Origin of the sequence: Amycolatopsis nalaikhensis (genome assembly GCF_030264295.1) — a bacterium.
Classification (GTDB): Bacteria; Actinomycetota; Actinomycetes; order Mycobacteriales; family Pseudonocardiaceae; genus Amycolatopsis; species Amycolatopsis nalaikhensis.
In genome coordinates, this window is record NZ_CP127173.1 from 6,772,273 (window position 1) to 6,797,602 (window position 25,330).

Annotated in this window: 29 protein-coding genes and 1 pseudogene; 16 read left to right on the forward strand and 14 right to left on the reverse strand. The window is 71.1% G+C overall.

Features of this window, described 5'->3' with window-relative positions; translation table 11 throughout:
• Window positions 1–122: 122 nt before the first annotated feature.
• Window positions 123–446, forward strand: coding sequence for an STAS domain-containing protein (locus QP939_RS33120; protein WP_285450168.1), 324 nt, complete (start codon window positions 123–125; stop codon window positions 444–446).
• On the opposite strand, the gene QP939_RS33125 is transcribed toward QP939_RS33120, so the two are convergent.
• The 5 genes from QP939_RS33125 to QP939_RS33145 form a co-directional block, all read right to left on the reverse strand.
• Window positions 443–751 carry a protease inhibitor I42 family protein gene (locus tag QP939_RS33125; RefSeq protein ID WP_285450169.1) on the reverse strand — a complete coding sequence of 103 codons (309 nt, stop codon included), beginning with the start codon at window positions 749–751 and terminating at the stop codon, window positions 443–445. The two genes, QP939_RS33120 and QP939_RS33125, sit on opposite strands and share 4 nt — an antisense overlap.
• A 4-nt stretch (window positions 752–755) precedes the next feature.
• A complete protein-coding gene (locus QP939_RS33130; protein WP_285450170.1) occupies window positions 756–1,169 on the reverse strand; it encodes a hypothetical protein in 414 nt (137 codons plus the stop codon).
• A gap of 10 nt (window positions 1,170–1,179) precedes the next feature.
• Window positions 1,180–2,289 (reverse strand): C1 family peptidase, encoded by a 1,110-nt coding sequence (locus QP939_RS33135; protein ID WP_285450172.1) that lies wholly within the window; start codon window positions 2,287–2,289, stop codon window positions 1,180–1,182.
• Between the two features lie 125 nt (window positions 2,290–2,414).
• Complete coding sequence (locus tag QP939_RS33140; protein WP_285450173.1) at window positions 2,415–2,672, reverse strand: hypothetical protein; 258 nt, start codon at window positions 2,670–2,672, stop codon at window positions 2,415–2,417.
• Between the two features lie 174 nt (window positions 2,673–2,846).
• Complete coding sequence (locus QP939_RS33145; RefSeq protein ID WP_285450174.1) at window positions 2,847–4,205, reverse strand: serine/threonine-protein kinase; 1,359 nt, start codon at window positions 4,203–4,205, stop codon at window positions 2,847–2,849.
• A 166-nt stretch (window positions 4,206–4,371) separates the two neighbouring features.
• Here QP939_RS33145 and QP939_RS33150 point away from each other — a divergent pair, with 166 nt between their 5' ends.
• Both QP939_RS33150 and QP939_RS33155 read left to right on the forward strand, forming a co-directional pair.
• Complete coding sequence (locus QP939_RS33150; RefSeq protein ID WP_285450175.1) at window positions 4,372–4,914, forward strand: DUF6069 family protein; 543 nt, start codon at window positions 4,372–4,374, stop codon at window positions 4,912–4,914.
• 2 nt (window positions 4,915–4,916) lie between these two features.
• Entirely contained in the window at window positions 4,917–5,333 is a 417-nt protein-coding gene (locus QP939_RS33155; RefSeq protein WP_285450176.1) for a nitroreductase/quinone reductase family protein, read from the forward strand.
• Between the two features lie 224 nt (window positions 5,334–5,557).
• Here QP939_RS33155 and QP939_RS33160 read toward each other — a convergent pair whose 3' ends face one another.
• The 5 genes from QP939_RS33160 to msrA all read right to left on the reverse strand — a co-directional run bounded on the left by QP939_RS33160 (window position 5,558) and on the right by msrA (window position 11,098).
• The gene (locus QP939_RS33160) at window positions 5,558–6,361 is read right to left on the reverse strand and encodes an ABC transporter permease (protein WP_285450177.1); all 804 of its coding nucleotides are present in this window, start codon (window positions 6,359–6,361) and stop codon (window positions 5,558–5,560) included.
• Complete coding sequence (locus QP939_RS33165; RefSeq protein WP_285450178.1) at window positions 6,358–7,335, reverse strand: ATP-binding cassette domain-containing protein; 978 nt, start codon at window positions 7,333–7,335, stop codon at window positions 6,358–6,360. The genes QP939_RS33160 and QP939_RS33165 overlap by 4 nt, the downstream gene beginning before the upstream one ends.
• A 79-nt stretch (window positions 7,336–7,414) precedes the next feature.
• Entirely contained in the window at window positions 7,415–7,924 is a 510-nt protein-coding gene (locus QP939_RS33170; protein WP_285450179.1) for an OsmC family protein, read from the reverse strand.
• A gap of 74 nt (window positions 7,925–7,998) precedes the next feature.
• Entirely contained in the window at window positions 7,999–10,275 is a 2,277-nt protein-coding gene (locus QP939_RS33175; protein ID WP_285450180.1) for a M4 family metallopeptidase, read from the reverse strand.
• Between the two features lie 307 nt (window positions 10,276–10,582).
• Entirely contained in the window at window positions 10,583–11,098 is a 516-nt protein-coding gene (gene msrA, locus QP939_RS33180; RefSeq protein ID WP_285450181.1) for a peptide-methionine (S)-S-oxide reductase MsrA, read from the reverse strand.
• Window positions 11,099–11,250: 152 nt separating this feature from the next.
• On the opposite strand from msrA, the gene QP939_RS33185 reads away from it, so the two are divergent.
• On the forward strand, window positions 11,251–11,937 hold the full coding sequence (locus QP939_RS33185) for a TetR/AcrR family transcriptional regulator (protein WP_285450182.1): 687 nt from the start codon (window positions 11,251–11,253) through the stop codon (window positions 11,935–11,937).
• Window positions 11,938–12,067: 130 nt separating this feature from the next.
• On the forward strand, window positions 12,068–12,451 hold the full coding sequence (locus QP939_RS33190; RefSeq protein WP_285450183.1) for an STAS domain-containing protein: 384 nt from the start codon (window positions 12,068–12,070) through the stop codon (window positions 12,449–12,451).
• 20 nt (window positions 12,452–12,471) lie between these two features.
• Here the strand turns inward: QP939_RS33190 and QP939_RS33195 are convergent, their stop codons facing one another.
• Window positions 12,472–13,338 carry a LysR family transcriptional regulator gene (locus QP939_RS33195; RefSeq protein WP_285450184.1) on the reverse strand — a complete coding sequence of 289 codons (867 nt, stop codon included), beginning with the start codon at window positions 13,336–13,338 and terminating at the stop codon, window positions 12,472–12,474.
• An 85-nt stretch (window positions 13,339–13,423) separates the two neighbouring features.
• Between QP939_RS33195 and QP939_RS33200 the strand changes: the two genes are divergently transcribed.
• Window positions 13,424–13,870, forward strand: a complete 447-nt coding sequence (locus tag QP939_RS33200) for a nuclear transport factor 2 family protein (protein ID WP_285450185.1) — start codon at window positions 13,424–13,426, stop codon at window positions 13,868–13,870.
• A 4-nt stretch (window positions 13,871–13,874) separates the two neighbouring features.
• Here the strand turns inward: QP939_RS33200 and QP939_RS33205 are convergent, their stop codons facing one another.
• Window positions 13,875–14,108: a hypothetical protein gene (locus tag QP939_RS33205; protein ID WP_285450187.1), complete on the reverse strand. Its 234-nt coding sequence runs from the start codon at window positions 14,106–14,108 to the stop codon at window positions 13,875–13,877.
• 124 nt (window positions 14,109–14,232) lie between these two features.
• On the opposite strand from QP939_RS33205, the gene QP939_RS33210 reads away from it, so the two are divergent.
• Window positions 14,233–15,147 (forward strand): hypothetical protein, encoded by a 915-nt coding sequence (locus QP939_RS33210; protein WP_285450188.1) that lies wholly within the window; start codon window positions 14,233–14,235, stop codon window positions 15,145–15,147.
• Between the two features lie 69 nt (window positions 15,148–15,216).
• Complete coding sequence (locus QP939_RS33215) at window positions 15,217–15,654, forward strand: L,D-transpeptidase (protein ID WP_285450189.1); 438 nt, start codon at window positions 15,217–15,219, stop codon at window positions 15,652–15,654.
• Here the strand turns inward: QP939_RS33215 and QP939_RS33220 are convergent.
• A complete protein-coding gene (locus QP939_RS33220) occupies window positions 15,609–16,055 on the reverse strand; it encodes a hypothetical protein (RefSeq protein ID WP_285450190.1) in 447 nt (148 codons plus the stop codon). The genes QP939_RS33215 and QP939_RS33220 overlap by 46 nt on opposite strands.
• On the reverse strand, window positions 16,052–16,495 hold the full coding sequence (locus QP939_RS33225; RefSeq protein ID WP_285450191.1) for a hypothetical protein: 444 nt from the start codon (window positions 16,493–16,495) through the stop codon (window positions 16,052–16,054). The genes QP939_RS33220 and QP939_RS33225 overlap by 4 nt, the downstream gene beginning before the upstream one ends.
• A gap of 112 nt (window positions 16,496–16,607) precedes the next feature.
• On the opposite strand from QP939_RS33225, the gene QP939_RS33230 reads away from it, so the two are divergent.
• The 8 genes and pseudogenes from QP939_RS33230 (at window position 16,608) to QP939_RS33265 (ending at window position 25,330) form a co-directional block, all read left to right on the forward strand.
• Window positions 16,608–17,969, forward strand: coding sequence for an NAD-dependent succinate-semialdehyde dehydrogenase (locus QP939_RS33230; RefSeq protein ID WP_285450192.1), 1,362 nt, complete (start codon window positions 16,608–16,610; stop codon window positions 17,967–17,969).
• A gap of 210 nt (window positions 17,970–18,179) precedes the next feature.
• On the forward strand, window positions 18,180–18,548 hold the full coding sequence (locus QP939_RS33235) for a DUF742 domain-containing protein (protein ID WP_285450194.1): 369 nt from the start codon (window positions 18,180–18,182) through the stop codon (window positions 18,546–18,548).
• 49 nt (window positions 18,549–18,597) lie between these two features.
• Window positions 18,598–19,456 (forward strand): annotated as a pseudogene (locus tag QP939_RS33240) (SDR family NAD(P)-dependent oxidoreductase).
• 106 nt (window positions 19,457–19,562) lie between these two features.
• Window positions 19,563–20,888 (forward strand): purine-cytosine permease family protein, encoded by a 1,326-nt coding sequence (locus QP939_RS33245; protein WP_285450195.1) that lies wholly within the window; start codon window positions 19,563–19,565, stop codon window positions 20,886–20,888.
• Between the two features lie 20 nt (window positions 20,889–20,908).
• Window positions 20,909–22,459, forward strand: a complete 1,551-nt coding sequence (locus tag QP939_RS33250) for a hydantoinase/oxoprolinase N-terminal domain-containing protein (protein ID WP_285450196.1) — start codon at window positions 20,909–20,911, stop codon at window positions 22,457–22,459.
• A complete protein-coding gene (locus QP939_RS33255) occupies window positions 22,459–23,529 on the forward strand; it encodes an S-methyl thiohydantoin desulfurase family protein (RefSeq protein WP_285450197.1) in 1,071 nt (356 codons plus the stop codon). The genes QP939_RS33250 and QP939_RS33255 overlap by 1 nt, the downstream gene beginning before the upstream one ends.
• Window positions 23,526–24,620 (forward strand): S-methyl thiohydantoin desulfurase family protein, encoded by a 1,095-nt coding sequence (locus tag QP939_RS33260; RefSeq protein ID WP_285450198.1) that lies wholly within the window; start codon window positions 23,526–23,528, stop codon window positions 24,618–24,620. Before QP939_RS33255 ends, QP939_RS33260 begins: the two co-directional genes overlap by 4 nt.
• Window positions 24,617–25,330: an SDR family oxidoreductase gene (locus tag QP939_RS33265; RefSeq protein WP_285450199.1), complete on the forward strand. Its 714-nt coding sequence runs from the start codon at window positions 24,617–24,619 to the stop codon at window positions 25,328–25,330. Before QP939_RS33260 ends, QP939_RS33265 begins: the two co-directional genes overlap by 4 nt.

Consider the following 25,330-nt stretch of genomic DNA (forward strand, 5'->3'; position numbering starts at 1 on the left):
CCGCGCTGCTTCCGTCGTGCGCTCACGGCCCGCTCAGCCTGCGCTCACCCGGGTGGCTGACGTAACCTTTGAGAACGAAACCCGGTCCCGGTCGGGAAAAACCCGGTCGGCAGGAGGTCAGGATGACACTTCGCAGCGTACGTCTCGAAGACGAGGTCATCCTCTCCGTCGACGGCGTCTTCGACGGTGGGCTGGCCCCCAGCTACCACCAGGCGATCGAAGACGCGTTCGCCGCCGGGGTGCGGCGCGTGGTCGTGGACCTGACGATGGCCACGGCCGTCGACGGCGGCGGCACCGCGGTGCTGGCCGCGACGGCCGCCGGCTGCGCGGCCCGCGACACCCACCTGATCATCGCGATGCCCCGCGGCGTCGAGGCCGAGATCCGCGACCCCGCGCAGGTCCGGTTGCTGTTGCGCAGCTTCGAACCGTGGCAGGACGCGGGTTAGCCGACCCGCACGGTGAACCGGAACCGGCGCAGCTCGGTTTCCGGTGCCCACGGCCGCGCGTGCCGCGCCACCAGCGTCACTTCGCCCGGCTGGTCCGCGTCGAGGACGAAGCGGTGTTCGCCGGTGCCGCCGGCGCGGTCCGCCGCGGGGTGGCGGGTCTCGCCGACCACCCGCAGCGGCGGATCCGGGGTGTCGAGCACCCACTGGTAGCCGGTGCCCGCGTTCTCGGGCAGCCGCAGCTCCAGCCGCTCGCCGGGCGCGACGTCCGCCGCCGCGCCGTCGGCTTCGAGCGTGATCACCCGCACCGGCTCACCACAGGTAGATCTCGTGGATCAGGCCGTCGGCGGCCTCCGGGTAGCTGATCGAACCGGCCAGCCTGCCCGACGACGCGAGCGTCAGCAGGGCCTCGTGCACGCTGTCGCTGTTCGTCGCGAGGCGTTTCCAGCCGACGCCGTCGATGTAGGCGTACCCGTTGCGGTCGGAGTTGTTGGTCCAGAGGGCGAGGACCTTCTTGTTCGTCTGCCAGGCTGTGGCCGTCTCGGCCGGGGCGGCGATCTGCGGCGCACCAGGCGGGCTCAGCACCGGTGCGGCGCCCGGCTCGGCGGTCATCGCGGTCGCCGCCGTGTGCAGCTGGTCCGGGGTGAGGGGCTGGGGTGCGTTGTCGGGACTGGCGGCGGGCGCGACCGCGGTGGGCGCGTTGGACGGGCTTGTCGATGCGGCCATCTCACGGCTCCTAGAAGACGTAGGTCTCGATGATCGTGCCGTTGTTGTTGAACGCGTTGACCGGACGGCCACCCTGCTTCGCGGCGACGAGCTCGGTGAGCATCGCCTTGCCGACGACCTCGTCGTTGGCGGCGAGGTGCAGCCACCCGAGGTCCTTGAGGTAGGCCCAGGTGTTGCGGTCCTGGTCGTTGCTCCACAGGCCCAGCACCGACGTCGAGCCGGTCCACGAGCGGAGGTTCACCGCGCCGACCTGCTCGACCTGCCACGTCTCGATGCCGCACTCGCCGTAGGCGATCCGGAAGAAACCGGCGTCGCCCCACGTGGTGTTCCAGCTGTTCTTGGCGATCCAGCAGCCCTGGCTGTCGTCGTAGCCCACCAGCGTCACGCAGTGGCCGCCGGCCAGCTCGCCCGTGACGTGGCGGTACACGCCGGTCTTGTAGGCGAAGAAGTCCTGGTACACCAGGAAACACGCGACGAGCGCGCCGCGGGCGGCGAGCTGTTCCTTCATCGCCGCGGGGTTGCCGGTCAGCGCGGTGTACGACGGCGCCGTCGCGAGCCGGTTGGGCCAGTCGGCGTTCAGCTTCGCGCCGGAGCGGTTGCGGGCGCTGTAGGGGAAGTAGTCCTCGTAGGTGACGCCGACGTCGTGGCAGAACTTCAGGGCGCGCTCGGGCATCCAGCCCGTGTCGCAGGTGGCGCCGTCGTTGGCGCCGTGCGTGTAGAACAGGTGCGCTTCGGAGAGGTCGAGCTTCAGGCCCGGCTGCCCGCGCGTGAACGCGGCGACGGTCTCCATCGCGCCCACCGTGCCGAACGCGACGCACGAGCCGCAGTCACCCTGGTCCTTCACGGGCGTGACGTAGTTGCCGCCGCCGGCGTTGCGGCTGTCGAACTGCGCGGGCGCACTGGCGGTTTCCCGGATGGCGGTGAGGGACTTCGCCTGCGTCTCGAGTGCGCGCCGTTCGCTTTCCGGCGGCAGGGGCACGCCCAAGCGGTGGCGGCGCTGGTCCTCTTCGAGGATGGTCATCGAGTTCTCGCCCATGACCCAGGGGTGGCCCTGGGCGGCGAGTTCCGTGCGGACCCGGTCGAGTTCGACCGGTGGTGCGGGGGTACCGGGATCGGCCATGACGACTCCCCAATCTTCGACGCCTCACGCGGCGGTGGCCGTGCCCGACCGTTGTACTCCCGGGCCGGGGGCGGTCACCAGAGTCGTCATCCCTTTGCCGAGGGAGCAGTTTTGTGGCGCCGGAGTCAGGAAATCTCGACAGTGGACCGCGGCTCGGGAACGGTTTCCCGGACCAGTTCTTCGGCGAAGATCGCGTCGACCTTCCGCGCGGCGGTCCGCAATTTCCCGGCGACCGGCACGAGCACGGCGGCGGCCACCGCGAACGGCCACGCGACACCGGCGAAGGCGAGGGCGAGCGGGGTGAGCAGGAAGAGCGTCCAGGCGACGGCGCGCGCTCGCCGCTTTTCGGAAACCGGCCGCGCGAGGGCAGCGTGGACGCTCATCAGTACCTCCGTGAAGTTTTCGGGGGGATTCCCGGCACGTGCGTGATGTCGGTTCCGGGTGCCTTCCGGTTACCGGTCGTTATTGCTTCGAGGCCGTATCCGGGAAATCGAATGTGCGCTATTACCCGGCGTTTTCCGGCACCAGGGCCATTGGACCCGGGTGGGTCCCCCGGCTCACGAGTCGTGGCCGGGACCTTTGCCCTTCCCGCCGCTCTTGCCGCGGTTCTCCGGCTTGCCCGCGTCGGGTTTCGCCGGCGTGCCGGAGGAGGGTGCACGGGTCACGGCCGCGGGTTCCAGGGATGCGGACGCGGTCACCGGCGGCTGCGGCGTCTCGGTGGCGGGTCCGGCGATCGGGGCCGAGGAGGACGGGGTGGTCCCGGTCGGGGCGGGGACGGAAGCGGGTGACTGGGCGGGGGTGCCGGTTTCCTGCCCGGCCAGCATGAAGACGGCGAGGAGGGCGACGCACACGGCGGCCAGCCCGGTGACGGCCATCAACCGCCGCCGTCGCTGGGGAGCGGGGGAGAGGGTGGTGGCCGCCCCGGATTCGAGCCGCTGCGCACGGCGGCTCGCCTTGAGGTGCTCGTGCTCCGGCGTGCTCCCCGACGCCCCGCCGCGCGAGGCGAGCTGTCGGCGTCTCAGCCACCGCCCGCCGTCGGCGACCGCCGCCCTCAGCGTCGGCGGCGGGGCGTGGAGCAGCTTCCGCACCTCTTCCGCCCGTGGCCGATCGGCCGGGTCGCGCTGCGTCATCCGGCGCAACGTGTGCGCCAGCGACGGCGGTAACTCGTCCGGGATCCGCGGCGGCCGCGTCAGGCGGGCCATCGCCGCCTCCACCATCGTGCCCGCGTACTCCCGGCGGCCCGTCACGCACTCCAGCAGGATCAACCCGAGCGCGTACACGTCCGCCGGCGGTCCCGCCGGCTCGCCGCTCACCTGCTCCGGTGCTAGGTACGCCGCCGTGCCCGGAACCACGCCCGTGCCGGTGATGTGCGTCGTGTCGAGCGCGTGGGCGATGCCGAAGTCGCCGATCAGGGGACCGTCCGCGGAGAGGAACACGTTCGCCGGCTTGAGGTCGCGGTGGACGACCCGGCGCGCGTGCACGTGGGCCAGCGCCGAGGCGAGCCCGTCCGCGAGGGCCGTCACCTCTTCCGCCGGCATCGGGCCGCACAGCAGGCGCTCCGCGAGGTTCTCACCCTCGACCAGCTGCATCACCAGGTACGTCCGGCCGTGCTCGGTGCCGCTGTCGAGCAGCGCCACCACCCCGGGGTGGGCGATGCTGCCCTGGATGCTCATCTCGCGCAGCCGCCGTCGCTGGTCGAGCGCCACGGCGTCCCGGTCGTAGATCTTGACCGCGACTTCGCGCGCGAGCTGCACGTCGTAGGCGCGGTAGACGCGGGCCGTGCCGCCGCTGCCGATCAGCCTGCCGACCTCGTAGCGCCCGGCCAGGAGCCCGGGCGGCCGCTCCTCGTGCGGGGCCCGCCCCGGCGTGAGCGGGAAATCACCGAGTGAGAAGCGAGGACACGTGTCGTCGCTCATCGGCGTTACCCCGTTCCGGCGGGCTTCGTCGGCCACAGCCGCAATCTACCCCGATCCCGTGAACCGCAAACGTCGAAGATCACCGAGGTCGGAACGCAAATCGCGGCGAGGCCCGAAACGGGGGACAATCGGGGGCGAGAGGCACAGCCGACCCAGGAAGGCTCCGATGTCCGACTACTACGGGAACCAGCCCCAGGACGTCCGCCCGGGGATCGACGCACGCCGGCTCTGGGCGGGCGGCGTGGCGACGGCGGTGGTCGCGGCCCTGCTCGCGGTGGTCGGGCTGCTGATCGCGCGCGGCATCTTCGAGGTCGAAGTGCTCGCCCCAAAAGGCGAAGGCGTCTGGGGCAACGCGAGCACCACGACGTACGCGCTGGTCGCCGCCGCGGTGGCCCTGCTCGCCACCGGGCTGATGCACCTGCTCAGCGTCGCCACGCCCGCTCCTTCGCAGTTCTTCGGCTGGATCATGGTGCTGGTGACGCTGATCGCGGTGGTGCTGCCGCTGACGCTCACGGTCACCCCGAGCGCGAAGATCGCCACGGCCGCGATCAACCTCGTCATCGGGCTCGTCATCGCCGCGGTCGTGAACAGCATGGCGGCCAGCGCCCGGACGCTGCACCGGCGCCGCACGCAGCAGAACACGGCACCGCCGCCGACCCGGCAGCAGTGGACCGGGCAGGAACCCCCGACCCGCTACTACGACCGGTGACCATGGACGTCCGGGAGACGAACCGCCGCGTGATCGAGCAGTTCCGCGCGGGCGGCGAGGTCGACGGCATGCACCGCGAGCGCTTGGTGCTGCTCACGACCACGGGCCGCCACACGGGCGAGCCGAGAACGGTCCCGATGATGGTCCACCGCGACGGCGACCGGCTCCTGGTGGTGGCCTCGAACGTCGGCGCGCCCCGGCACCCGGACTGGTACCTCAACCTCACGGACGACCCACGCGTCACGGTGGAGGTCGACGACCGCAAGTTCGAGGCGGAGGCGTTGCCTTTGCTGGGAGCGGACTACGTGCGGGCTTGGACGGAGCTCGAGCGGCACTATCCGTTCCTGGCCGACCACCGGGCGAAGGCCAAGCAGGCCAAGCGGGTGATCCCGATCGTGGAACTGTCCGAAGAGAGCTGAACGGTCTCCGCTGACGTCACCGTCGAGGTCTCGGCGTGGCACTGTGGTCCACCGCTTCGACTTCCTGTGCAGGATCTGGCTGTACGCCTGGCTTCGCCGTTGCGCGACCGCGGCGATCGTCGCAGCCATGCTGACCGCTGATCCGATGCGAGGAGCGATCGCCAGGCGCCGGTGGGATTCGTTCGTCTCCGCGCGGCCGCCGCGGAGAAGTAGTCACCACCGGGCTACTTGCTCGCCACCCGGCGATACCGCGCCGTGGCCAGCGGGGCGAAGATCGCGATGATCGCCACGCAGCACAGGATCGCGTACAGCGCCGCGTGTTCCGCCGGCCAGCCCGTCGGTGGTGCCCCGAACCGGTTGCCGAACAGGTCCCTCGTCGCGTTGATCACCGCCGTGAACGGGTTCCAGTCCGCGATCGCCTTCAAGAATCCCGGCAACGTCTGCGTCGGGACGAACGCCGAGGAGATGAAGCTCAGCGGGAACATCCAGATCAGCCCCGCGCTCTGCGCGACCTCGACACTGCGCGCCGCGAGCCCGATCAGCGCGCCCACCCACGACAGCGCCCACGCGAACATCAGCATCACCAGGTAGCCGAGCAGCGCGTCCCAGAAGCTGCCGCGGATCCGCCAGCCGACGATCAGCCCGCACACCGACATCACGACCAGCGCCACCACGCTGACGACCAGGTCCGACGTCGTGCGGCCGAGCACCACCGCGATGCGGGACATCGGCAGCGACCGGAATCGGTCGATGATGCCCTTCTGCAGGTCGTTGGCGAAGCCGATCACCGTGAACGCCGAGTTGAACGCCACCGTCTGGGCGAAGATCCCCGCGATCAGGAACTCGCGGTAGGCCGCGCCGCCCGCCTCGCCGCCGATCGCGTTGCCGAAGACGTAGGCGAACAGCAGCACGAACATGATCGGCTGCAGCGTCGCCGCCATCAGCCAGTCCGGGTTGCGGCGGACGTTCATCAGGTTGCGCCACGTGACGACGCCGCCGTCGGAGATACCTTTCGCGAGCGCGTTCACTTCGCGGCCTCCTCGACGGAATCGGCGCCGTGGCCGGTCAGGGACAGGAACACGTCGTCCAGCGTCGGCCGGTGCAGGGCGACGTCCTGGACCGCGATGCCCTGGGAGTCGAGCTGCCGCAACGCCTCGATCAGCGCCTTGGGCCCGGTGTCGACCAGGATCTCCGCCCGCCGCGTGTGCTCGTCGCCCGTGGGCTCGCCCGAGCCGACCGCGCGCAGCACGTCCAGCGTGCCCGGCAGGTCCGCGGCCGAGGCGACGACCAGCTCGAGCCGCTCGCCGCCGATCTGGGCCTTGAGCTCGTCGGCCGTGCCGCGGGCGATCACCCGGCCGTGGTCGATCACCACGATCGTGTCGGCGAGCTGGTCGGCCTCTTCGAGGTACTGGGTGGTCAGCAGCACGGTGGTGCCGTCGGCGACCAGCTCCTTGATGACGCCCCAGGTGTCGAGGCGCCCGCCGGGGTCGAGGCCGGTAGTGGGCTCGTCGAGCACCACGACCGTCGGCTCGGCGACCAGCGCCCCCGCCAGGTCGAGCCGGCGCCGCATGCCGCCCGAATAGCCCTTCGCCGGCCGGTCGGCGGCGTCTTCGAGGCGGAACCGCGCCAGCAGCTCACGCGCGCGCGAGCGGGCCGCGGCCTTCCGCCTGCCGTAGAGCCGCCCGACCATGTACAGGTTCTCGAAGCCGGTCAGGTTCTCGTCGACGGCCGCGTACTGGCCGGACAGCCCGATCCGCTGCCGCACCTCGTCCGGCTCGGCCAGCACGTCGTACCCGGCCACGTGCGCCGACCCGGAGTCCGGGCGCAGCAGGGTGGTCAGGATGCGCACGGTGGTGGTCTTCCCGGCGCCGTTCGGCCCGAGCAGGCCGAGCACCCGCCCGGCCGGGATGTCCAGGTCGACCCCGTCCAGCGCGCGGGTCGATCCGTAGGTCTTCACGAGCCCGCGTACCCGGACGGCGATGTCCGGCTTCGGCTGTGGCATGGCGGCTCCCCCTCACGACGACACCGCCAAGCTAGGCCACCTCGTCCGATTTGTCCTCCGGGTTTCTCCCTGAGCCGGGTCAGTTCGCCGAGAGCGTGACCGCGAACTCCGGCGGCGTCCGCAGGCTCTGGAAGACGACGCAGTAGCGCTCGGTCAGCTTCTTGAGCGTGGCGAGCTCGTCTTCGGACGCGTCGGTGTCCAACGCGAACGAAAGCCGGATCGCGCGGAAGCCCACCGGCGCGTCCTTCGCGACGGCGAGGGTGCCGCGGAAGTCGAGGTCACCTTCGGCGCGCACGCGCCCGCCGCGCACTTCGAGACCCAGCGACGTCGCCACGGCCCGCAGCGTCACCCCGGCGCACGCCACGAGCGCTTCGAGCAGCATGTCACCCGAACAGGCGAGGGTGCCGTCCCCGCCGGTGGCCGGGTGCAGCCCGGCCTCGACCACCGCGCGGCCGGTCTCGACCTTGCAGGAGATCCCGAGGCCGTCGAGCTCGGCGTCGGCGTGCAGCGTGATTAGCGCGCTTTCGGGCCGCTCCCGGTACTGGTCCTTCAACGGGGCCTGGGTCGCGCGCAGCTGTTCGGTGTCCATGCGGCGATTGTGCCCCGGAAAACGCGAAAGCGGGGAGGCCGGAAGTCCGGCCTCCCCGCTTCAGCGGTTCAGCTTCAGCTCAGGGTCACGGCCACGTCGTCGATGACGAAGGAGGTCTGCAGCGAGCTGTCCTCGGTGCCGGTGAACTTCAGCGCGAGGGTGCCGCCGGCGGCCGACGAGACGTCGATCGTCTTGAGCGCGTACCCGGACGCCTTGTTCAGGTTGGAGTAGCTGCCCAGCGTCGTGCTGCCGTTGGTGACGGTCAGCTTGTCGTAGGCGGTGGTGGAGGTGGTCTCCGCCGTGTCGATGTGCAGGTAGAACGTCAGGCTGGCGTGGCAGCCCGCCGGGATGCTCACCGACTGCGCGATCGACTCGGTGTGCGTGGTGCCGTACCCGTCGAGCCACGAGGCGTAGGTGCCGCCGTGCGCGGCCTCACCCTGCGAACCCCACTGGCCGATGGAGCCGGTGGTGCCGGTCCAGCTGGTGCTGCCCGACTCGAAGCCGCCGTTGGCGACCTTCTGGCCGGAGCAGCCGCCGGTGGTGCCGACGGTCCACGAGAACGACGCCGTGCCGGTCTTGGCGGCCGCGTCCTTCGCCGTCACGGTGACGTTCGAGGTGCCCGCGGTGGTCGCGGTGCCCGAGATCGTGCCGGTGGAGGAGTTGATCGACAGGCCGGCCGGCAGGCCGGTGGCCGACCAGGTGTACGGCGCGGTGCCGCCCGAGGCCGACATCGGCAGGTTCACCGAAGCGCCGGTGACGGTGGACTGGTTGCCCGGGTTCGAAACGGTGACCGTGCCGGTGGCCGAGCACGTCGGGTCAGCCGTCTGGGCCGGCACGCTGATCGCGTCCCACGCCGCCTTGACCGTGTTGAACTCGGTGCAGCTGCCCGGGAACAGGTTCTTCGCCGCGGTCAGCGTCCAGGTGCGGTACTTCAGGTACGAGCTGCTGGAGGTCTTGAGCAGCATCGCGTTGTAGAAGATCTTCACCGCGTTCTGGACACCGATGCCGGTGATGGTGGTGTTGTTGCACGTGGTGCTGGTCGGCTGCCCGTTGGTCGGGTTGGTGCCTTCGGCCAGCAGGTAGAACCAGTGGTTGCCGGGGCCGGCGGCCGCGTGCACCTCACCGTTGGGGACGGAGCTGTCGTAGCAGTTCTTGTCGCCCAGCGCGGACGGGTTGTACATGTTGCGGATCGGGCCGGAACCGACCAGGTTCACCGACTCGCCGACGAGGAAGTCCGGCGTGTCACCGCCCGAGGGCTCGTTCGCGAACCACTCGGTCGAGGCGCCGAAGACGTCCGCGACGAACTCCTGGGTGCCCGCACCCGAAATGCCGCCGGGGGTGTGGTCGTCGATGCCGTGGCCGAGCTCGTGCGCGACGACGTCCAGCGAGCTGATCCACTGGTTGTTCGTGTTGTGCCCGATCTGGACCTGGCTGCCGTCGTAGTAGGCGTTTTCGTCGTTCAGGCCGACGCGGATCGGCCAGCCGCCGCCGTTGCCGTCGAAGGCGTTGCGGCCCAGCCACTGCGAAAGCATCTTCTTCTCGGTCTGCGCGGCGAACAGCGCGTCGACGCAGCCGGTCTCGCGGCTGGTCGCGTTGCCGTTGCCCCACAGGTCGTCCGTGCCGCTGAACGTGGTGTTGTTGGCCGCGTCCTGGCAGCTGACGTTGGTGAGGGACGGGTCCTTCATCGAGTACGTGCTGCCCGACTGGGTGGTGTCGAGGTGCACCGGGTTCGGGCGGTTGTACGCGCTGGTGCCGTCGCCGTTCATGACGTGCTCTTGGGTCTTGAGCACCTTGCCGGTGGCGGCGTCGACGATGACGTCGAGCCGGCTCGGGCCTTCGGCGTCACGGCCGACGACGGTGCTCTTCCACGCCAGGGTCGGCGTCCCGAGGGCGAAGACGACCTGCTGCGCGGGGCTGACGCTCTCGACGGTGGCCAGCTGTTGCCGTGCCGTCGCCTCGGCCGCGGCCTTGGACACCTTGGCGTTGTTCGTGGCGAGGTTGATCGTCTGGTCCTGCGCGACGGAGGTGCCGAGCACCTGGCCCGTCGAGTTCGTCGCGACGACGAAGTCGCCGCCCACCACGGGCAGGCCCTTGTAGCTGCGCTCGTACGGGATGTACTGCAGCCCGTTGGTCGCGGAAATCGCTTGCCGCGCCAGGAAAACGTCGTCCGCGCTGGCGTGCAGGGCGGCGGGCCTGCTGGCGACCAGACCGGCGGCCGCGGACACGGCCTGGGCTTGGGCGCTCGGTGCGGCGGCCGGGGTGGTGGGTTGTGCTTGTGCGGTACCGGTGATGCAGAGCGCGCCGACGAGCACGCCGGTTGCCGCCAAGACGACAGGACGTCTCAGTTCCATCGAGGAATTCCCTCCGGGCAGGGTGAACCAGGCCCGGTACGGAGCCGGGCCGGGTCAAGGGGGACGAGGGTGGTGCGGTGGAGCGGAAATCAGGATCCGGTGCGGAAGCCTCGTGAACAAGCGACGAACGTACGGTCTTATCTGCATGTCGCAATACATCCCAAAAAGGACATTCGGCCCAATCGGGATCCGGCGCCGGGACCGTCCACTGAGGACCGGAGCCGGATCACCGCCGTTCGGGTGATCTTCGCTTACGACGAAGGCCCCTCCGCCGGGATCGGCGAAGGGGCCTTCGGTGTACTGCGTGTCAGGCGGTCTTCTCGCGCTTCGGGAGCTTCCAGCCCGGGCGCACGAAGTGGCAGGTGTACCCGTTCGGAATGCGCTGCAGGTAGTCCTGGTGCTCCGGCTCGGCCTCCCAGAAGTCACCCACCGGGCTGACTTCGGTGACGACCTTGCCCGGCCACAGCCCGGACGCGTCGACGTCGGCGATCGTGTCCTCGGCGACCCGCTTCTGCTCGTCGCTGGTGAAGAAGATCGCCGAGCGGTAGCTCAGGCCGATGTCGTTGCCCTGGCGGTTCTTCGTCGTCGGGTCGTGCACCTGGAAGAAGAACTCGAGCAGGTCGCGGAACGTCGTCTGGGCGGGGTCGTAGATGACCTCGATGGCCTCGGCGTGCGTGCCGTGGTTGCGGTAGGTCGCATTGGGGACGTCGCCGCCGCTGTAACCGACCCGGGTCGAGATCACCCCGGGCTGGCGGCGGAACAGCTCCTGCATACCCCAGAAGCAGCCGCCGGCCAGGACGGCCCTTTCGGTTGACGTGGTCACGGCGTCACTCCTTCTCTTCGTGCGGTGCTTCCGCCTGTACAACTTCCGTCGCGCTTCGATGATTCCACGTCGGTATTACGGAAGCCTGACGTGGCTGAATCGTCGATATCACAGACTTGATAACACTGATAATGACTGGTAGCGTGCGTGCCGTGGACCAGAGAACGCGGATCCTGGAGGCGGCCGCCGACCTGCTGTCCCGGTCGGCCGAGGCCGACTTCTCCACGCGGGCGGTCTGCGAGGCCGCCGGGGTGGGCGCGCCGGCGCTGTACCGGCAGTTCGGCGACAAGGAGGGGCTGCTCGCGGCCGTCGTCGACCACGGGTTCGAGAAGTACCTCGCGGCCAAGCGGGCGGCGGAGCCGTCCGGCGACCCGGTGCGCGACCTGCGCGACGGCTGGGACGCCCACCTCGCGTTCGCCGTCGGTAATCCGAATCACTACCGGCTCATGCACGGGGGCCTGCCGACGCCGCCGGGTGCGGCGGCCGAGGCGCACGCGCTGCTGCTCGCGGTGCTGGAGCGCTGCGCGGCCGCGGGCCGGCTCAAGGTGCCGCCGCCGTTGGCCGCACAGGTGGTGATGGCGGCCAACGCCGGTGTCGCGCTGTCGATGATCACCCGGCCGACGCTCTACCCGGACCCGGAGTTCTCCGTTCTGGTCCGGGAGAGCGTGCTGGCGGGCATCCTCGCGCGGGACCGGGCCGAACCGGGCGACGGGGTGGCGGCGACGGCGGCGGCATTGGGTGCCCGCCTGCGTGAATCGGCGCCCGCGATGCTGACAGGCGCGGAGTCGGCGTTGCTGCAGGAGTGGCTGTCCCGCTTGACCCTCCACAGTGGACGCTGAGCCGGACGGTGGTGGCCGCTGCGCCGTATGCCGTCATCACCTTTGTGGCGCAAGCGGTTTTCTCCGCAGTTCCTCGCCGGGGATGCGACGATGGGGCGGGCCGCCGCGATCCGGCCGGAGGAGGCGCTCGATGCGTGACCAAGAGGGAACCGGTTCGGCGCGGACCAGCGGCGTGCTGGTGGTCGAGATCCGCGGCGAACTGGACATCACCACGGTGCTGCGCTGGACGACGGTGCTCGAGACGGCGATCTGCGCGTTGCCCGCGCCGCACTTGCTGGTGCTCGACTTGGCGATGCTGGAGTTCCTTTCGGCGCGCGGCGCGGGCGGGCTGCTTCGCGCGCTCGAGCTGAGCCGGGACCGGGGGATCACGGGCTGCTTGATCGTGACACCGGGCACGGCGGTGGCCAGAGCGGTCCACCTGACGGGGCTCGCGGAGCGGGCATCGGTGTACCCGAACCGCCTGACGGCGATCGCGGCCTGCCAGCCGGACGAGGTCCGCTGGTTACCGGCTTGAGGTGGGGTGGCTTCGGCGCGTCAAGCGGGCTCCCGCACCAACTCGGCCGCGGCATCAGCGAAAGCGCGCAGCCGAGCAGTCGCCGCCCCGGCCAGCCAAACCAGCCCCCACTCCAGCTGCGGCGCGTCCTCGATCAGCACGTACGCCACATCCGGGCGCGGGTAGTACCGCCGGATGTGCGCACCCACCGGCACCACCCCCTCCCCGCTGCCCGCCAATGTCAGCAGCTCCTGCAACCCGTCCCGCGGCCGGACCACCGCCGCCGGTGCGTGCTCGTCCAGCCACGGGTCCGGCAGCGCGCACCGCAGCACCGTCACCCGCGCCAGGTCCGCGACCCCCACCGCGGCCCGCGCCGCGAACGGGTGGCCCGCCGCCACCGCCAGGAACCGCCGCTCGCGCACCAGCACCGGTCCGGTCGCCAGGTCCGGCCCGTCGAGCGGGAGCCCCGCCAGCACCACGTCCACCTCGCCGTCGCGCAACCACGGCAGCACCTCCGCCGGCCGCGCCTCCCGGAACTCCACCCGGGAGCCCGGCGAGCGCCGCCGGACCAGGTCGGCCACCCCGGCCAGCAGCTGGCCGCCCGCCGCGTCGCCGAACGCCACCCGCAGCGTCCCCGTCACCCCGCGGCCCGTCTCGACCGCCCTCGCGAGCGCCGCCTCGACCGCCGACCACGCCGGCCCGAGGTCGTTCCGGAGCTGGCGCCCCACCGGCGTCAGCTCGACGCGGCGGCTGGTCCGCGTGAACAGCGGCACGCCGATCCGCCGCTCGAGCTTCCGGATCGTCTGGCTGACCTGCGCAGTCGACACGTGCAACCGCTGCGCCGTCCGGCCGAAGTGCAGCTCCTCGGCCAGCGTCAAGAACGTCTCCAGCTCGCGCGACTCCGGCATGACCGCCCCGATCGTTCACTCCTGCTTCACGATCGTGGCACAGAAGCGCGTTGATCGGCCCCTCGGACCGGGCGAGCCTGGGGGCATGACGACACAAGACCGCGTGGAGATCATCGACGCCCTGTACCGCTTCGGCCTCGGCCAGGACCTCAAGGACCGCGAGCTCTTCGCGTCGTCCTTCGCCGCCGACGCCGAGCTGGACTTCCGGCCCGCCGCCGCGCGGTGGGGCGCGCACCCGCCCTTGATGACCGGCCGGGACGCGATCGTCGACACGATCCTCGCGATGTTCGACGGCCGCGTCGACACCACGCACCAGGTGACCAACCCGCGCGTCACCCTCGACGGCGACACCGCGCGCCTCACCGCCCTGGTCGAGGCCCAGCACCTGCTGAGCGCCGACCACGGCACGCACGCCCTGCTGAAGAACCGCTACGACGTCGAGCTGGTCCGCGACGGCGACCGCTGGGTGATGCGCAAGGTCGTCATCGAAAACGCTTGGTACACCGGCGATCCGGTGGCGATCTTCGGCTGAGCCGTCACTCGCCGCGCATCGAGCGGCGGATCTCGGCCAGCCTGTCCTTGGCGGCCTGGTCGCGGTCGGCGATCTTCTTGTCGAGCGCTTCCGCCGTGTTCTCCGTGCCCAGCCCGGCCACCTCGGCCGCGCCGAGCGACGTCGTGTACCGGTTCTCGATCTTGTCCCGGACGAAGTCGAAGCTGGGCGCTCCGCCCTCGCTGTAGTCCGGCTCCGGGACGCCGTCGGGTTCGCTCATCTGTCGACCATAGCGCCGAATTACCCACTCCGGCCGGTACCGCGGTGGGTAATTCGGCCGTTGGGCGCGGTGGGGCGGTGCGGAATTCTCGACGCGCAAAGCCGGTGTCCGGAGGGAGCAGACCATGAGTGCCGGGGCCTACCGCGCCGAAACGGCGGAGATGGGGACGGTCGTCAGGGCGGTCGAAGACGTCGGGTCGTCCTTCCTGTCGACGACCCGCGACCTCGAAGGCCTGGTGCTGGACGCGTTGTCGTTCGCCGGGATCGGCAGCGGGGTCGCCGCCGCGAACTCGGCGCTCCACTCGACGCTGGGCAGCGCGCTGCAGAAGTTCCTCAGCCTGATCACGAACGTCAACCAGAACGTCCAGACGGTCGCGAACGCCTACAACGCCGCCGACTCCGACGTCGCCCAGGCCTACGGCGGCGGCCAGGCCCAGGGCGGTGGCGGCGGCGCCGCGGCGGCGGCCGCGCCCCAGCAGCTCGACCCGCGCGTCGTCGACTCGATCATGCGCTCGGAAGGCGCGACGGGGGAGCAGGGCGGGGTGCCCGAGGCGTACGGCTTCCGGCAGAACATGCACAACGGCTACGACCGGATCATGGCCGCGCGCGAGCAGTACGGCATCGGCAGCGCCGAAGAACGCGCCGTCGTCTCGGACCTGATGACGGCGAACGCGCGCACGGCCGGTGCGTTGAACTTCACCGATCCCGGCACCCAGGCGGCGATCATGTCCGGCGCCCACATGCGCGGCGCCGGCGGCGTCCGCGCGATCCTGAACCACATGGCGGGTGACGACATCGTGCGCAGCTCGCGCACGCTCTCCGACGCGGCGATCCAGCACGCGCAAGGCCTGACGCCCGAGCAGTTCCAGCAGGAGTTCCACGACGCCCGCATCGAATACGACCGGCAGATCTACGGCGACACAACGACCCGGCAGGGCGGGCACACGCAGAACTGGTGGGACCGTTACGGCAACGGCTTGACCCAGCGCTACGACCGCGAGCAGAACGAGTTCCTCGGGCTTTCCCGGCCACGGGACTGATCTTGCGGTTGAAGATCCGCGAACTGGGCACCCTACACCGTGTAGCCGAACGAAACCGGGAGGCACACGATGAACCGGAGGATGATCGCACTACTGGGCGGGGTCGCCGCGATGGCGGGGACCGTGGCGTTCGCGGGGACGGCCGAAGCGGCTTCAGCGCCGTGCGGCGCCGAAGCGAAGGCCTGCGTCCAGCGCAGTTCGAATACGGCGTGGTTGATGGACGGCGCCGGGAACGTCACCTACGGCGGCGTCCCGATCACGGTGGGGCTGCCGAAGTACCCGACTCCGCTCGGGACGTTCCACGTGCAGTACAAGGACATCGACCACTACAGCAAGCAGTACAACGGGCCGATGCCGTACTCGGTGTTCTTCACCACCACCGGGGTCGCGTTCCACCAGGGCAGCCTGAAGGTCAAGTCCCACGGGTGCGTGCACCTTTCGCACTCGGCCGCGGTGACGTTCTACAACTCGCTGCACCCGGGTGACGTCGTGCAGGTCGTGCCCTGATCCGTCCGGTGTGGACGGTCGAGCAGCGCGCCGGTGACGGCGCCGAACACCAAGTGGTCCAAGACCTGCGGCACGCGGGGTAGCGCGCTGACGGCCGGGTAGGCCCGGCGCGCGAGCCCGAGGTCGAGTACCGCGATCGCCAGTCCCGCCGCCGCGCCCCGGGCGACGCCCAGGTGGTGGCGGCGGGCGACGGCCGCGAGCGCGCAGGTCCAGCCGGCCGAGACGAGCACGTGCGCGATCAGCCCGGCGGCGACGCCGGGCCGGTCGCGCCGGCCCGGGAGCAGGGTGCCCGCCGCCCGCGTCGCGGCCAGGACGTCGCGGCCGGTCAGCATCGCGTGGGCCGTGGAGGGAACGCCGCTGACGACGGCGGCGACGGCGCCGGCGCGCACGACCGTGTTCATCCTCGGTCAGCCAGGTAGGCGGCGATCCGGATCCGCAGCCCGCGGACGTGGGGGAGCGCGATCGTGAACTCGGTGGCGGGCCGGTAGCCCGGCCACCTGTCACCGTGCGCGCACGGGCCGGCGAAGTACACAAAGCCGTCTTCATCGTCGTAGCGGGCGGGGGACCAGCGGCTCGCGTCACCCGCGCGCCGGTCCGCGCAAACCGCGCGCGCGACCCAGTAGGCCTCGTGTTTCATGACGCGACGCAGTTGCGCGGCGAAGGCCGGAAGCTCGTCTTCCGGCAAGCCGAGGCCGCGATCGCTCCAGACCCGGGGCGTCCGGTCGCCGGTCCGCGCGGGGCAGCGGAACGTGACCGCGCCACCCGCGTAGCGCCGGGTCCAGCGAGTGCTTTTCGGTGCCAGTGCGGAGAAATCGGATCCGCCGGTGAGTTCCAGCGTCATGGGGGAACGATAGTCGATCAAGCGGAGCGGGGTACCGCCGCGCGGGTGTCTATCGCCGATTCCATGGTGTATACAGTATGCAGTAGGCTACCGTGGGCCAGAGGAGGTCGTCATGTACTCAGTCACCAACCCTGCGACGGGTGAACTGGTGGAAGAGATCCCGAACGCGACCGACGAGGAGGTCCGCGCGGCGATCGAGCGGGTGCACGGCGGGTACGCGGCGTGGCGGGCGCGTCCGGTCGCCGAGCGCGCCGCGATCGTGCTGCGCGCCGCGGAGCTGTTCGCCGAACGTGCCGACGAGCTGGCCGCGATCATGACCCTGGAGATGGGCAAGCGGATCAACGAGGGCCGCGGCGAGGTCGGCGTGGTCGTCGACATCTTCCGCTACTACGGCGAGCAAGGGCCGGCCCTGCTGGCGGACGAGCCCCTCCCGATCCGCGGCGGCGAGGCGGTGCTGACGAAGGAGCCGATCGGGGCACTGCTCGGGGTGATGCCGTGGAACTTCCCGTGCTACCAGGTGGCCCGGTTCGTGGCACCGAACCTGGTGCTGGGCAACACGATCCTCCTGAAGCACGCCTCGATCTGCCCCCGTTCGGCGGCGGCGATCGAGCGGGTGCTGCTGGACGCGGGGGTGCCGTCGGACGCGTACGTGAACGTGTTCGCGTCGAGCAGGCAGGTGCCGTGGATGCTGGCGGACCCGCGCCTGGTGGGCGTGTCGCTGACGGGCAGCGAGCAGGCGGGCATTTCGGTGGCGGCCGAGGCCGGGCGGAACCTGAAGAAGTGCGTCCTGGAGCTGGGCGGGTCCGACCCGTTGATCGTGCTGGACACGGACGATCTGGACGAAACGGTCAAGGTCACGGCGACGGCCCGCATGCGCAACTGCGGCCAGTCGTGCAACGCACCGAAGAGGATGATCGTGCTGGCCGAGCTGTACGACGAGTTCGTAGACCGGTTGGCGAAGAGGGTGACGGAGTACTACGTGCCGGGCAACCCGGCAGACCCGGCGACAACGTTGCCGCCGTTGGCTTCGGTGGCAGCGGCGGACGAGGTGGCGGCCCAGGTGGAGAGGGCAATCCGCGAGGGAGCGACGCTCCGTGCGGGCGGCCACCGTGTGCCTGGGCCGGGGGCATATCTCGAGGCAACGGTGCTCACGGACGTGAAACCTTCGATGGCGGCTTACCACGAGGAGATCTTCGGGCCGGTGGTGCTGGTGTTCCGCGCGGAGACGGTGGACGAGGCGGTCGCGTTGGCCAACGACACACCGTTCGGGCTGGGGGCGAGTGTCTTCGGGACGGATCGTGCGCGGGCGGTGCGGGTGGCTCGGCGGCTTGAGGCCGGGATGGTTTACCTCAACAAGTCGGGTGGGTCCGAGGCGGATCTTCCCTTTGGGGGGATCAAGCGGTCGGGGATCGGGCGGGAGCTGGGGCCGCTGGGGATCGAGGAGTTCATGAACAAGAAGCCCATCCGCCTCTGACGCGTCTCCCGCCGCGATTGTCCGCACGGAAAAATCGCGACAATCCCGTCGATCCTCCGGCACCAGCTAGTCCGTAGGTGTCGTACTCCCCGTCTGGCGGCTCTCTGACCTGCGACTTCTCCACCGTTGCTCTGTTCGGTCGATTGCGGCGCAGTGGATCACCGTGTCGAATAATCGCCGACAAGCATTAATCGCTGTGAGGAGCTTGCTGTGCACTGGGGGACCGCTCTCGACGATGGTGGGGCGGGGCTCGTCCGGCCCTACTTCCGCACTCATGGACGAACCCGGCCGACGCGGGACCTGCCCGTCGAGACGCTCGTCTCGGCCACCGCGCGGGGGCGCGCCGTCGTTCGGGGGAGCACCGCCGAAGAGTCGGAAATCTGTGCCCTTCTGCGGACCTCGCAGTCCGTTGCCGAAGTTGCCGCTCGGCGGCGGATTCCGCTCGGCGTTGCCCGCGTTCTGCTCTCCGATCTGGCCGATCGCGGGCTCGTCGCCGTGCACACCGCGCGGATGGGCTCCGGCAACCGCCCCAGTCTCGACCTCATGCAGCGCATCCTCCACGGCCTCAGCCGCCTCTGAGGAAGCCCGGTAGCGTGGCCCCGCGGGACGACGCGGGGGAGGGACGCCGATGCGGGTGCTGGTTACCGGGGGCAACGCCGGGATCGGGTACTTCGTCGCGGAACAGCTCGCCTCGGCCGGTGCTGACGTGGTTCTCGGCAGCCGGGATCCCGCCAAGGCCGCCGCCGCGATCGCGTCGATCCGGTCGTACGTCTCCGGGGCGAAAGTCCGGCACGTTCAGCTCGATCTCGCCGACCTGAAAGCCCTCGAAGACCTCGACATCGGCCCGCTGGACGCCGTCGTCTGCAATGCCGGAGTCATGGTCGACCGGCGGCAGGAGACCGTCGACGGCCACGAGCTCGATGTTCGGCACCAACCACCTCGGTCACTTCGCCCTCGTCGCCCACCTCATGCCGGTGCTGACGCCGGACGCACGCATCGTCACCACCGGCAGCTTCGCCGCGAAGTCCGCGAGCCTCGACTTCGCCGACCTGCAGAGCGAACGCGACTACCACCCGAAACGCGCCTACGAACGCTCGAAGCTCGCCCAGATGCTCTTCGCGCTCGAGCTCGACCGGCGGCTGCGGGCGGCGGGCTCCTCACGGCTCAGCGTGCTCGCCCACCCCGGCGGTGCCCTCGACTCGTTGACGCCGTCGCGGCCGCGGGTGCACGTCCGGACCGCCGGCCAGTGGCTGCGTGGGCTGCCCGCGCGCGCCGTCCTGCACGGCAAGGACGGCGGTGCGCGGCCCGCCGTTCGCGCCGTTCTCGGCCCCGACGTCGCCGGTGGGCAGCTCTGGGGTACTCGGGTCTTCGGACTGCGGGGCCGTCCGCGGCTCGAGACGCGCTGGGCGAACCTCACCGAAGAGCCCTCCGCCGCCCGGCTGTGGGCGGAAAGCGTCCGGTTGACCGGTCTGGACCCGCTGGGCTGACTGCACAGCGCGAAGGCTCCTGCTGTGCACATCGCACGGTGACGTCGCCGGGAGCGCTGCCTACGGTGCGGGGAACCGTTCCCCTTCCCCGGAATAGGAGGTCGGCGTGGCCTCAGCAGTCGGTGTCGATGACTACGCCCTCACCAGAGTGCCGGACAGCGCCCGGTACTCGTGGTGGTCGGTCGCCGTCCAGCGGTTCGGCCAGGTTTCCGCCCTGTCCCAGTTCCTGCTCGGAGCCACCGTCGGCTTCGGGATGAGCTTCTGGCCGGCGGTTCTGGCGTTCACGCTCGGCTCGGTCATCCTGGAGCTCATCACCATCCTCGTCGGCGTCATCGGCGTCCGCGAGGGCCTCTCGACGTCGATGATCGCCCGCTGGACCGGCTTCGGCCGCGGTGGCTCGGCGCTCATCGGGCTCGCCATCGGGATCAGCCTCATCGGCTGGTTCGGCATCCAGTCCGCGGTCTCCGCCCAAGGCCTCGTCTCGCTCATCGGCGGCCTGCCGGAGTGGGGCTGGGCGCTCGTGTTCGGCCTGCTCGTCACCGCGATCGTGGTCCGCGGCTTCCACTCCATGGCCTGGACGGCGTACCTGACCGTGCCCGCCTTCCTGGTCCTGGTCGGCTGGTCGGTCATCTCCGAGCTGACCCGCCACGACCTCGGCGCGCTCGTCTCGTCGGCGCCGCCCGGGCCGTCGCTGAGCCTGCTGCAGGGCACGACGCTGGTGGCGGGCGGCTTCATCGTCGGCGCCGTCATCACGCCGGACATGACCCGCTTCAACCGCACCACCGGCGACGTCGTCAAGCAGACGCTCGTCGGGATCACCCTCGGCGAGTACGTCATCGGCCTGTCCGGCGTGCTGCTCGCGCACGCCGTCGGCAGCGCCGGGATCACCACGATCGTGACGTCGTCGGTCGGCTGGGTCGGGCTGCTCATCGTCATCGCGGGCACCATGAAGATCAACGACTGGAACCTCTACTCCTCGGGGCTGGGCGTGGTGAACTTCATCGGCACGGTGTCCGGCCGCAAGGCCCACCGCGGCCTGGTCACGGCCGTGCTCGGCGTGGTGGGCAGCCTGCTCGCCGCCGCCGGGATCCTGACGAAGTTCACCGACTTCCTCACCGTGCTGGGCGTCGCGTTCCCGCCGATCGCCGGGATCATGGTCGCCGAGTACTTCGTCGTGAAGAAGTGGCGCGGCGAGCTGGAATCCGCCCGGGCCCGCGGAACCGTGCCCGAAGACGCGCCCCTGTGGGTGCCCGCGACCATCGTCGTCTGGGTCGCCGCGGCGCTCTTCGGCGAGTTCGTCGAGTGGGGCCTGCCGAGCATCAACTCGCTCGTCGTGGCCTTCGTCCTGTACGTCGTCGCCGGGAAGCTCGGCCTGGTGCGGGGGATCGGCAGCAGCCGGACCGCCGACGCCGAGCCCGCTCCCGCCGTCTAGTCCACAAAGGAGAAAGATTCGTGCGCATCGGCATCGACGTCGGCGGCACCAACACCGACGCCGTCCTGCTCGACGGCCGTCAGGTGCTCGCCTCGGTCAAGACCAGCACGACCGCGGACGTCACCTCGGGCATCGTCGCCGCGATCGACGGCCTGCAGCGGCAACGCGCGTTCGACCCGGCGGCGGTGCGGGCGGTGATGATCGGCACCACGCACTTCATCAACGCCCTCGTCGAGGCCCACCGGCTCGCGCCCACCGCGGCCGTCCGGCTCAGCCTGCCCGCCGGGGCGTCGCTGCCGCCGATGGTCGACTGGCCGCAGCGGCTCGTCGACGCGGTGTCGGGGCGCAGCTACCTCGTCCACGGTGGACACGAGTTCGACGGCCGCCACATCGCGGAGCTCGACGAGAGCGAGCTGCGCAAGGCGGCCGACGACATGGGGGAGGCCGGGGTGCGCAGCGTCGCCATCACCTCGGTCTTCTCCCCGGTCAACGCCGAGTTCGAAGCCCGCGCGGCGGAGATCATCGGCGCGCAGCTGCCGGACGTCGCGATCTCGCTGTCCCACGAGATCGGCCGGATCGGCTTGCTGGAGCGGGAAAACGCGACGGTGATCAACGCGGCGCTGCGCGAGCTGGCCGCGCACATCGTCGACGGGCTCGCCGCGTCGGTCACCGGCGCGGGCATCACCGCGCCGCTGTACCTGAGCCAGAACGACGGCACGCTGATGGACGTCGACTTCGCGCGCCGATACCCGGTGGCGACGTTCGCCTCGGGGCCGACGAACTCGATGCGCGGCGCCGCCGTGCTGTCCGGTTTGGACACCTGTGCGGTCGTCGACGTCGGCGGCACGACCTCGGACGTCGGTGTCCTGCGGCAGGGTTTCCCGCGCGAGGCGACCACTGACGTGAGCGTCGCGGGCATCCGCACCAACTTCCGGATGCCGGACGTGCTGTCGATCGGCATCGGCGGTGGCAGCCGGGTGCGCGGGGACGCCGGGAACGTCACGGTGGGCCCGGATTCGGTCGGCTACGAGCTGACGTCGAAGGCCCTGGTCTTCGGCGGCGACACGCTCACCGCGACGGACATCGCCGTCGCGGCGGGCCGGGCGGAGATCGGTGACCCGTCGCTGGTGTCTCATTTGGACAAGGGCCTGGTCCGGGCGGCGCTCGACCGGATCGCCGCCGACGTGTCCGATGTGGTCGAACGGATGCGGACGTCCGCCGAGCCGCTGCCGGTGGTCGCCGTCGGCGGTGGCTCGGTGCTGCTGCCGGACGAGCTGGCCGGGTGCGGCGAGGTGCACCGGCCGGAGAACTACGCCGTGGCCAACGCGATCGGCGCGGCCATCGCGCAGATCGGCGGCGAGGTCGACCGCGTTTACGTGATCGAACCCGGGCGCCGCGAAGCCGTCGTCGAAGAGGCGAAGCAGGAGGCCGTCGACCGCGCGGTCGCGGCCGGAGCGTCGCCCGCGTCGGTCGGCATCGTCGACTTCGACGAGGTGCCCATCCCGTACCTGCCCGGCAACGCCACGCGCATCCGCGTCAAGGCCGTCGGCGACCTGCAGCTGGGGGCGTGATGCGCGAGATCACGGTCGACGACCTCGACGACATCGCCCGCGGGGCCGCCATCCTCGGCACCGGCGGCGGTGGCGACCCGTACATCGGGCGGCTGCTGGCGTCCGCCGCGGTCCGCGCGCATGGCGCGGTGCGGCTGGTGCCCCTGACGGAGGTCGGGGACGACGCCGTCGTGCTGCCGGTGGCCATGATGGGCGCGCCGACGGTCATGGTGGAGAAGCTGCCCTCGGCCGAGCAGGTCGGGCTCGCCGCCCGCACGCTCGCCGGGTACCTCGGCAAGGAACTGACGCACATCGCGTGCGCCGAGGCGGGCGGGGTCAACTCGCTGATCCCGGTCGTCGCGGCCGCGCAGCTGGGCCTGCCGCTGGTCGACGCCGACGGCATGGGCCGCGCTTTCCCGGAGCTGCAAATGGTTTTGCCGACTTTGTACGGCATCCGCGCGACCCCGATGTCCATTGCGGACGAGAAGGGCAACCGCGGCGTGCTGGACACAGTGGACAACCACTGGGCGGAGCGGCTGGCCCGGTCGGCGACGGTCGACATGGGCTGCTCGGCGATGATCAGCAACTACGCGATGTCCGGGGCCCAGGCCCGGGAGGCGCTGGTGCCGGGCACGCTCAGCCTGTGCGCCGAGCTGGGCGCGCTGGTGCGGGCCGCCCGGGCCGCGCACGAAGACCCGGTCGGGCGGGTCGTCTCCCGCCTGGGCGGGCGGCGGCTGTTCACCGGCAAGGTCGTCGACGTCGCCCGCCGGACGGTCACCGGGTTCGCCCGCGGCGAGGCCCGGCTGTCCGGAATGGACGGTGACACCGGCGCGGAACTGGTGCTGCGCTTCCAGAACGAGCACCTGGTCGCCGAGCGCGACGGCGTCGTCGAGGCGTCGGTGCCGGACCTGATCTGCACGCTGGAGCGCGAATCCGGTGAAGCCGTGACGACTGAGGGCCTGCGGTACGGCCAGCGCGTCACGGTCATCGCCGCGCCCGCCGACCCGCGCTGGCACACGCCGGAGGGCATCGCGCTGGCCGGGCCGCGGTACTTCGGCTACGACATCGACCCAATCGGGGTGGCCGGGTGAGCTGGACGCTGACCGAGGACGACCTGCCCGACCTCGCCCGCGGCGCCGCGGTGCTCGGCACCGGCGGGGGCGGCGACCCGTACGTCGGACGGCTGCTCGTGCGCGAGGCGATCCGCGAGCACGGGCCGATCACCGTCCTCGACCCGTCCGAAGTGGACGACGACGCCCTGGTGGTCCCGACCGCGCAGATGGGCGCGCCGACCGTGGTGCACGAGAAGCTGCCCAACGGCGAGGAGCCGGTGCTGGCGCTGCGGACGCTGGAGAAGCACCTCGGGCGGACGGCGGACGCGACCATGCCGATCGAATGCGGGGGCATCAACTCGATGATCCCGCTGATCGTCGGGGCGCGGCTCGGGCTGCCGGTGGTCGACGCCGACGGCATGGGCCGGGCGTTCCCGGAGCTGCAGATGGAGACGTTCGGCGTCTACGGCGTGCCGGGTTCGCCGATGGCGATCGGTGGCGAGCGCGGCGAGACGACGGTGATCGACACCGGTGCGGACAACCGCCGGATGGAGTGGCTGGCCCGCGGCGTCACCATCCGCCTCGGCGGCGTCGCGCACATCGCCGAGTACTCGATGAGCGGCGCCGACGTGAAGCGGACCGCGGTGCCGCGGACGCTTTCGCTGGCCCTGACCGTGGGCCGGACGATCCGGGAGGCGCGGGCGGCGAACGAAGATCCGGTGGACGCGCTCGCGACGGCATTGCGGTCGACGCCTTATCAGCACCTGCGGGTGCTGTTCCGCGGCAAGGTGTCCGATGTGGAGCGGCGGACGGAGGCGGGCTTCGCGCGCGGCCGCGCGGCGGCGGTGTCGTTCGACGGCGCGCACAAGCTGGAGATCGTGTTCCAGAACGAGAACCTGGTGGCCACTGTGGACGGCGAGGTGCGGTGCCTCGTGCCGGACCTGATCTGCGTGCTGGAGTCGTCGACGGCCGAGCCGATCACGACCGAGACGCTGCGGTACGGCCAGCGGGTCACCGTCGTCGGCATCTCGACGCCGCCGCTGATGCGCACCCCGGAGGCGCTGGACACCTTCGGCCCGGGTGCGTTCGGGCTGCCGCACGCCTTCGTCCCGGTGGAGGAGATCGCGTGAGCGGGGTGGACGGCCGCGTGGTCGTGGTCATCGGCGGTGGTTCCGGCATCGGCCTCGCCGTGGCCCGGCGCGCGGCCGCCGAGGGCGCCAAGGTGCACCTGGGCGGGCGGACACCGGAGAAGCTGGCTGCCGCGGCGGCCGAGATCGGCGCCACCTGGCAGGTCGTCGACACCACCGACCAGGAGTCGCTGGCCGCGTTCTTCGGCGCGCTCGACCGCGTCGACTGCCTGTTCACGCCCGGCGCGTCGTACACGGTCGGGCCCCTGCGGGAGCTGAGCGACGAGGACGCGGCCAGCCCGTTCACGACGAAGTTCTGGGGCCAGTACCACGCGGTCAAGCACGCGGTGCCGCGGCTGGCCCCGGACGCGTCGATCGTGCTGATGTCGGGCGCGGCCAGTGTCCGGCCGCCGGGCGCGGCACCCGCGTACGTCGCCTGCAACGCCGCGGTCGAAGGCCTCGGCCGCGGGCTGGCGGTGGAACTGGCACCGGTGCGGGTCAACGTCGTCGCGCCGGGCACGATCGACGGGAACCTGTGGGCCGGGCGGCCCGCCGGCGTGCGGGAGGCGAGCTTCGCGCAGTACCGCGCGGACACGCTGCTGCACCGCGTCGGGACGGAGTCCGAAGTGGCCGATGCGGTGCTGTACCTGTTCGGCAGCACGTACACCACGGGCTCGACGCTCTACCCCGACGGTGGCTACGCGCTGCGCTGA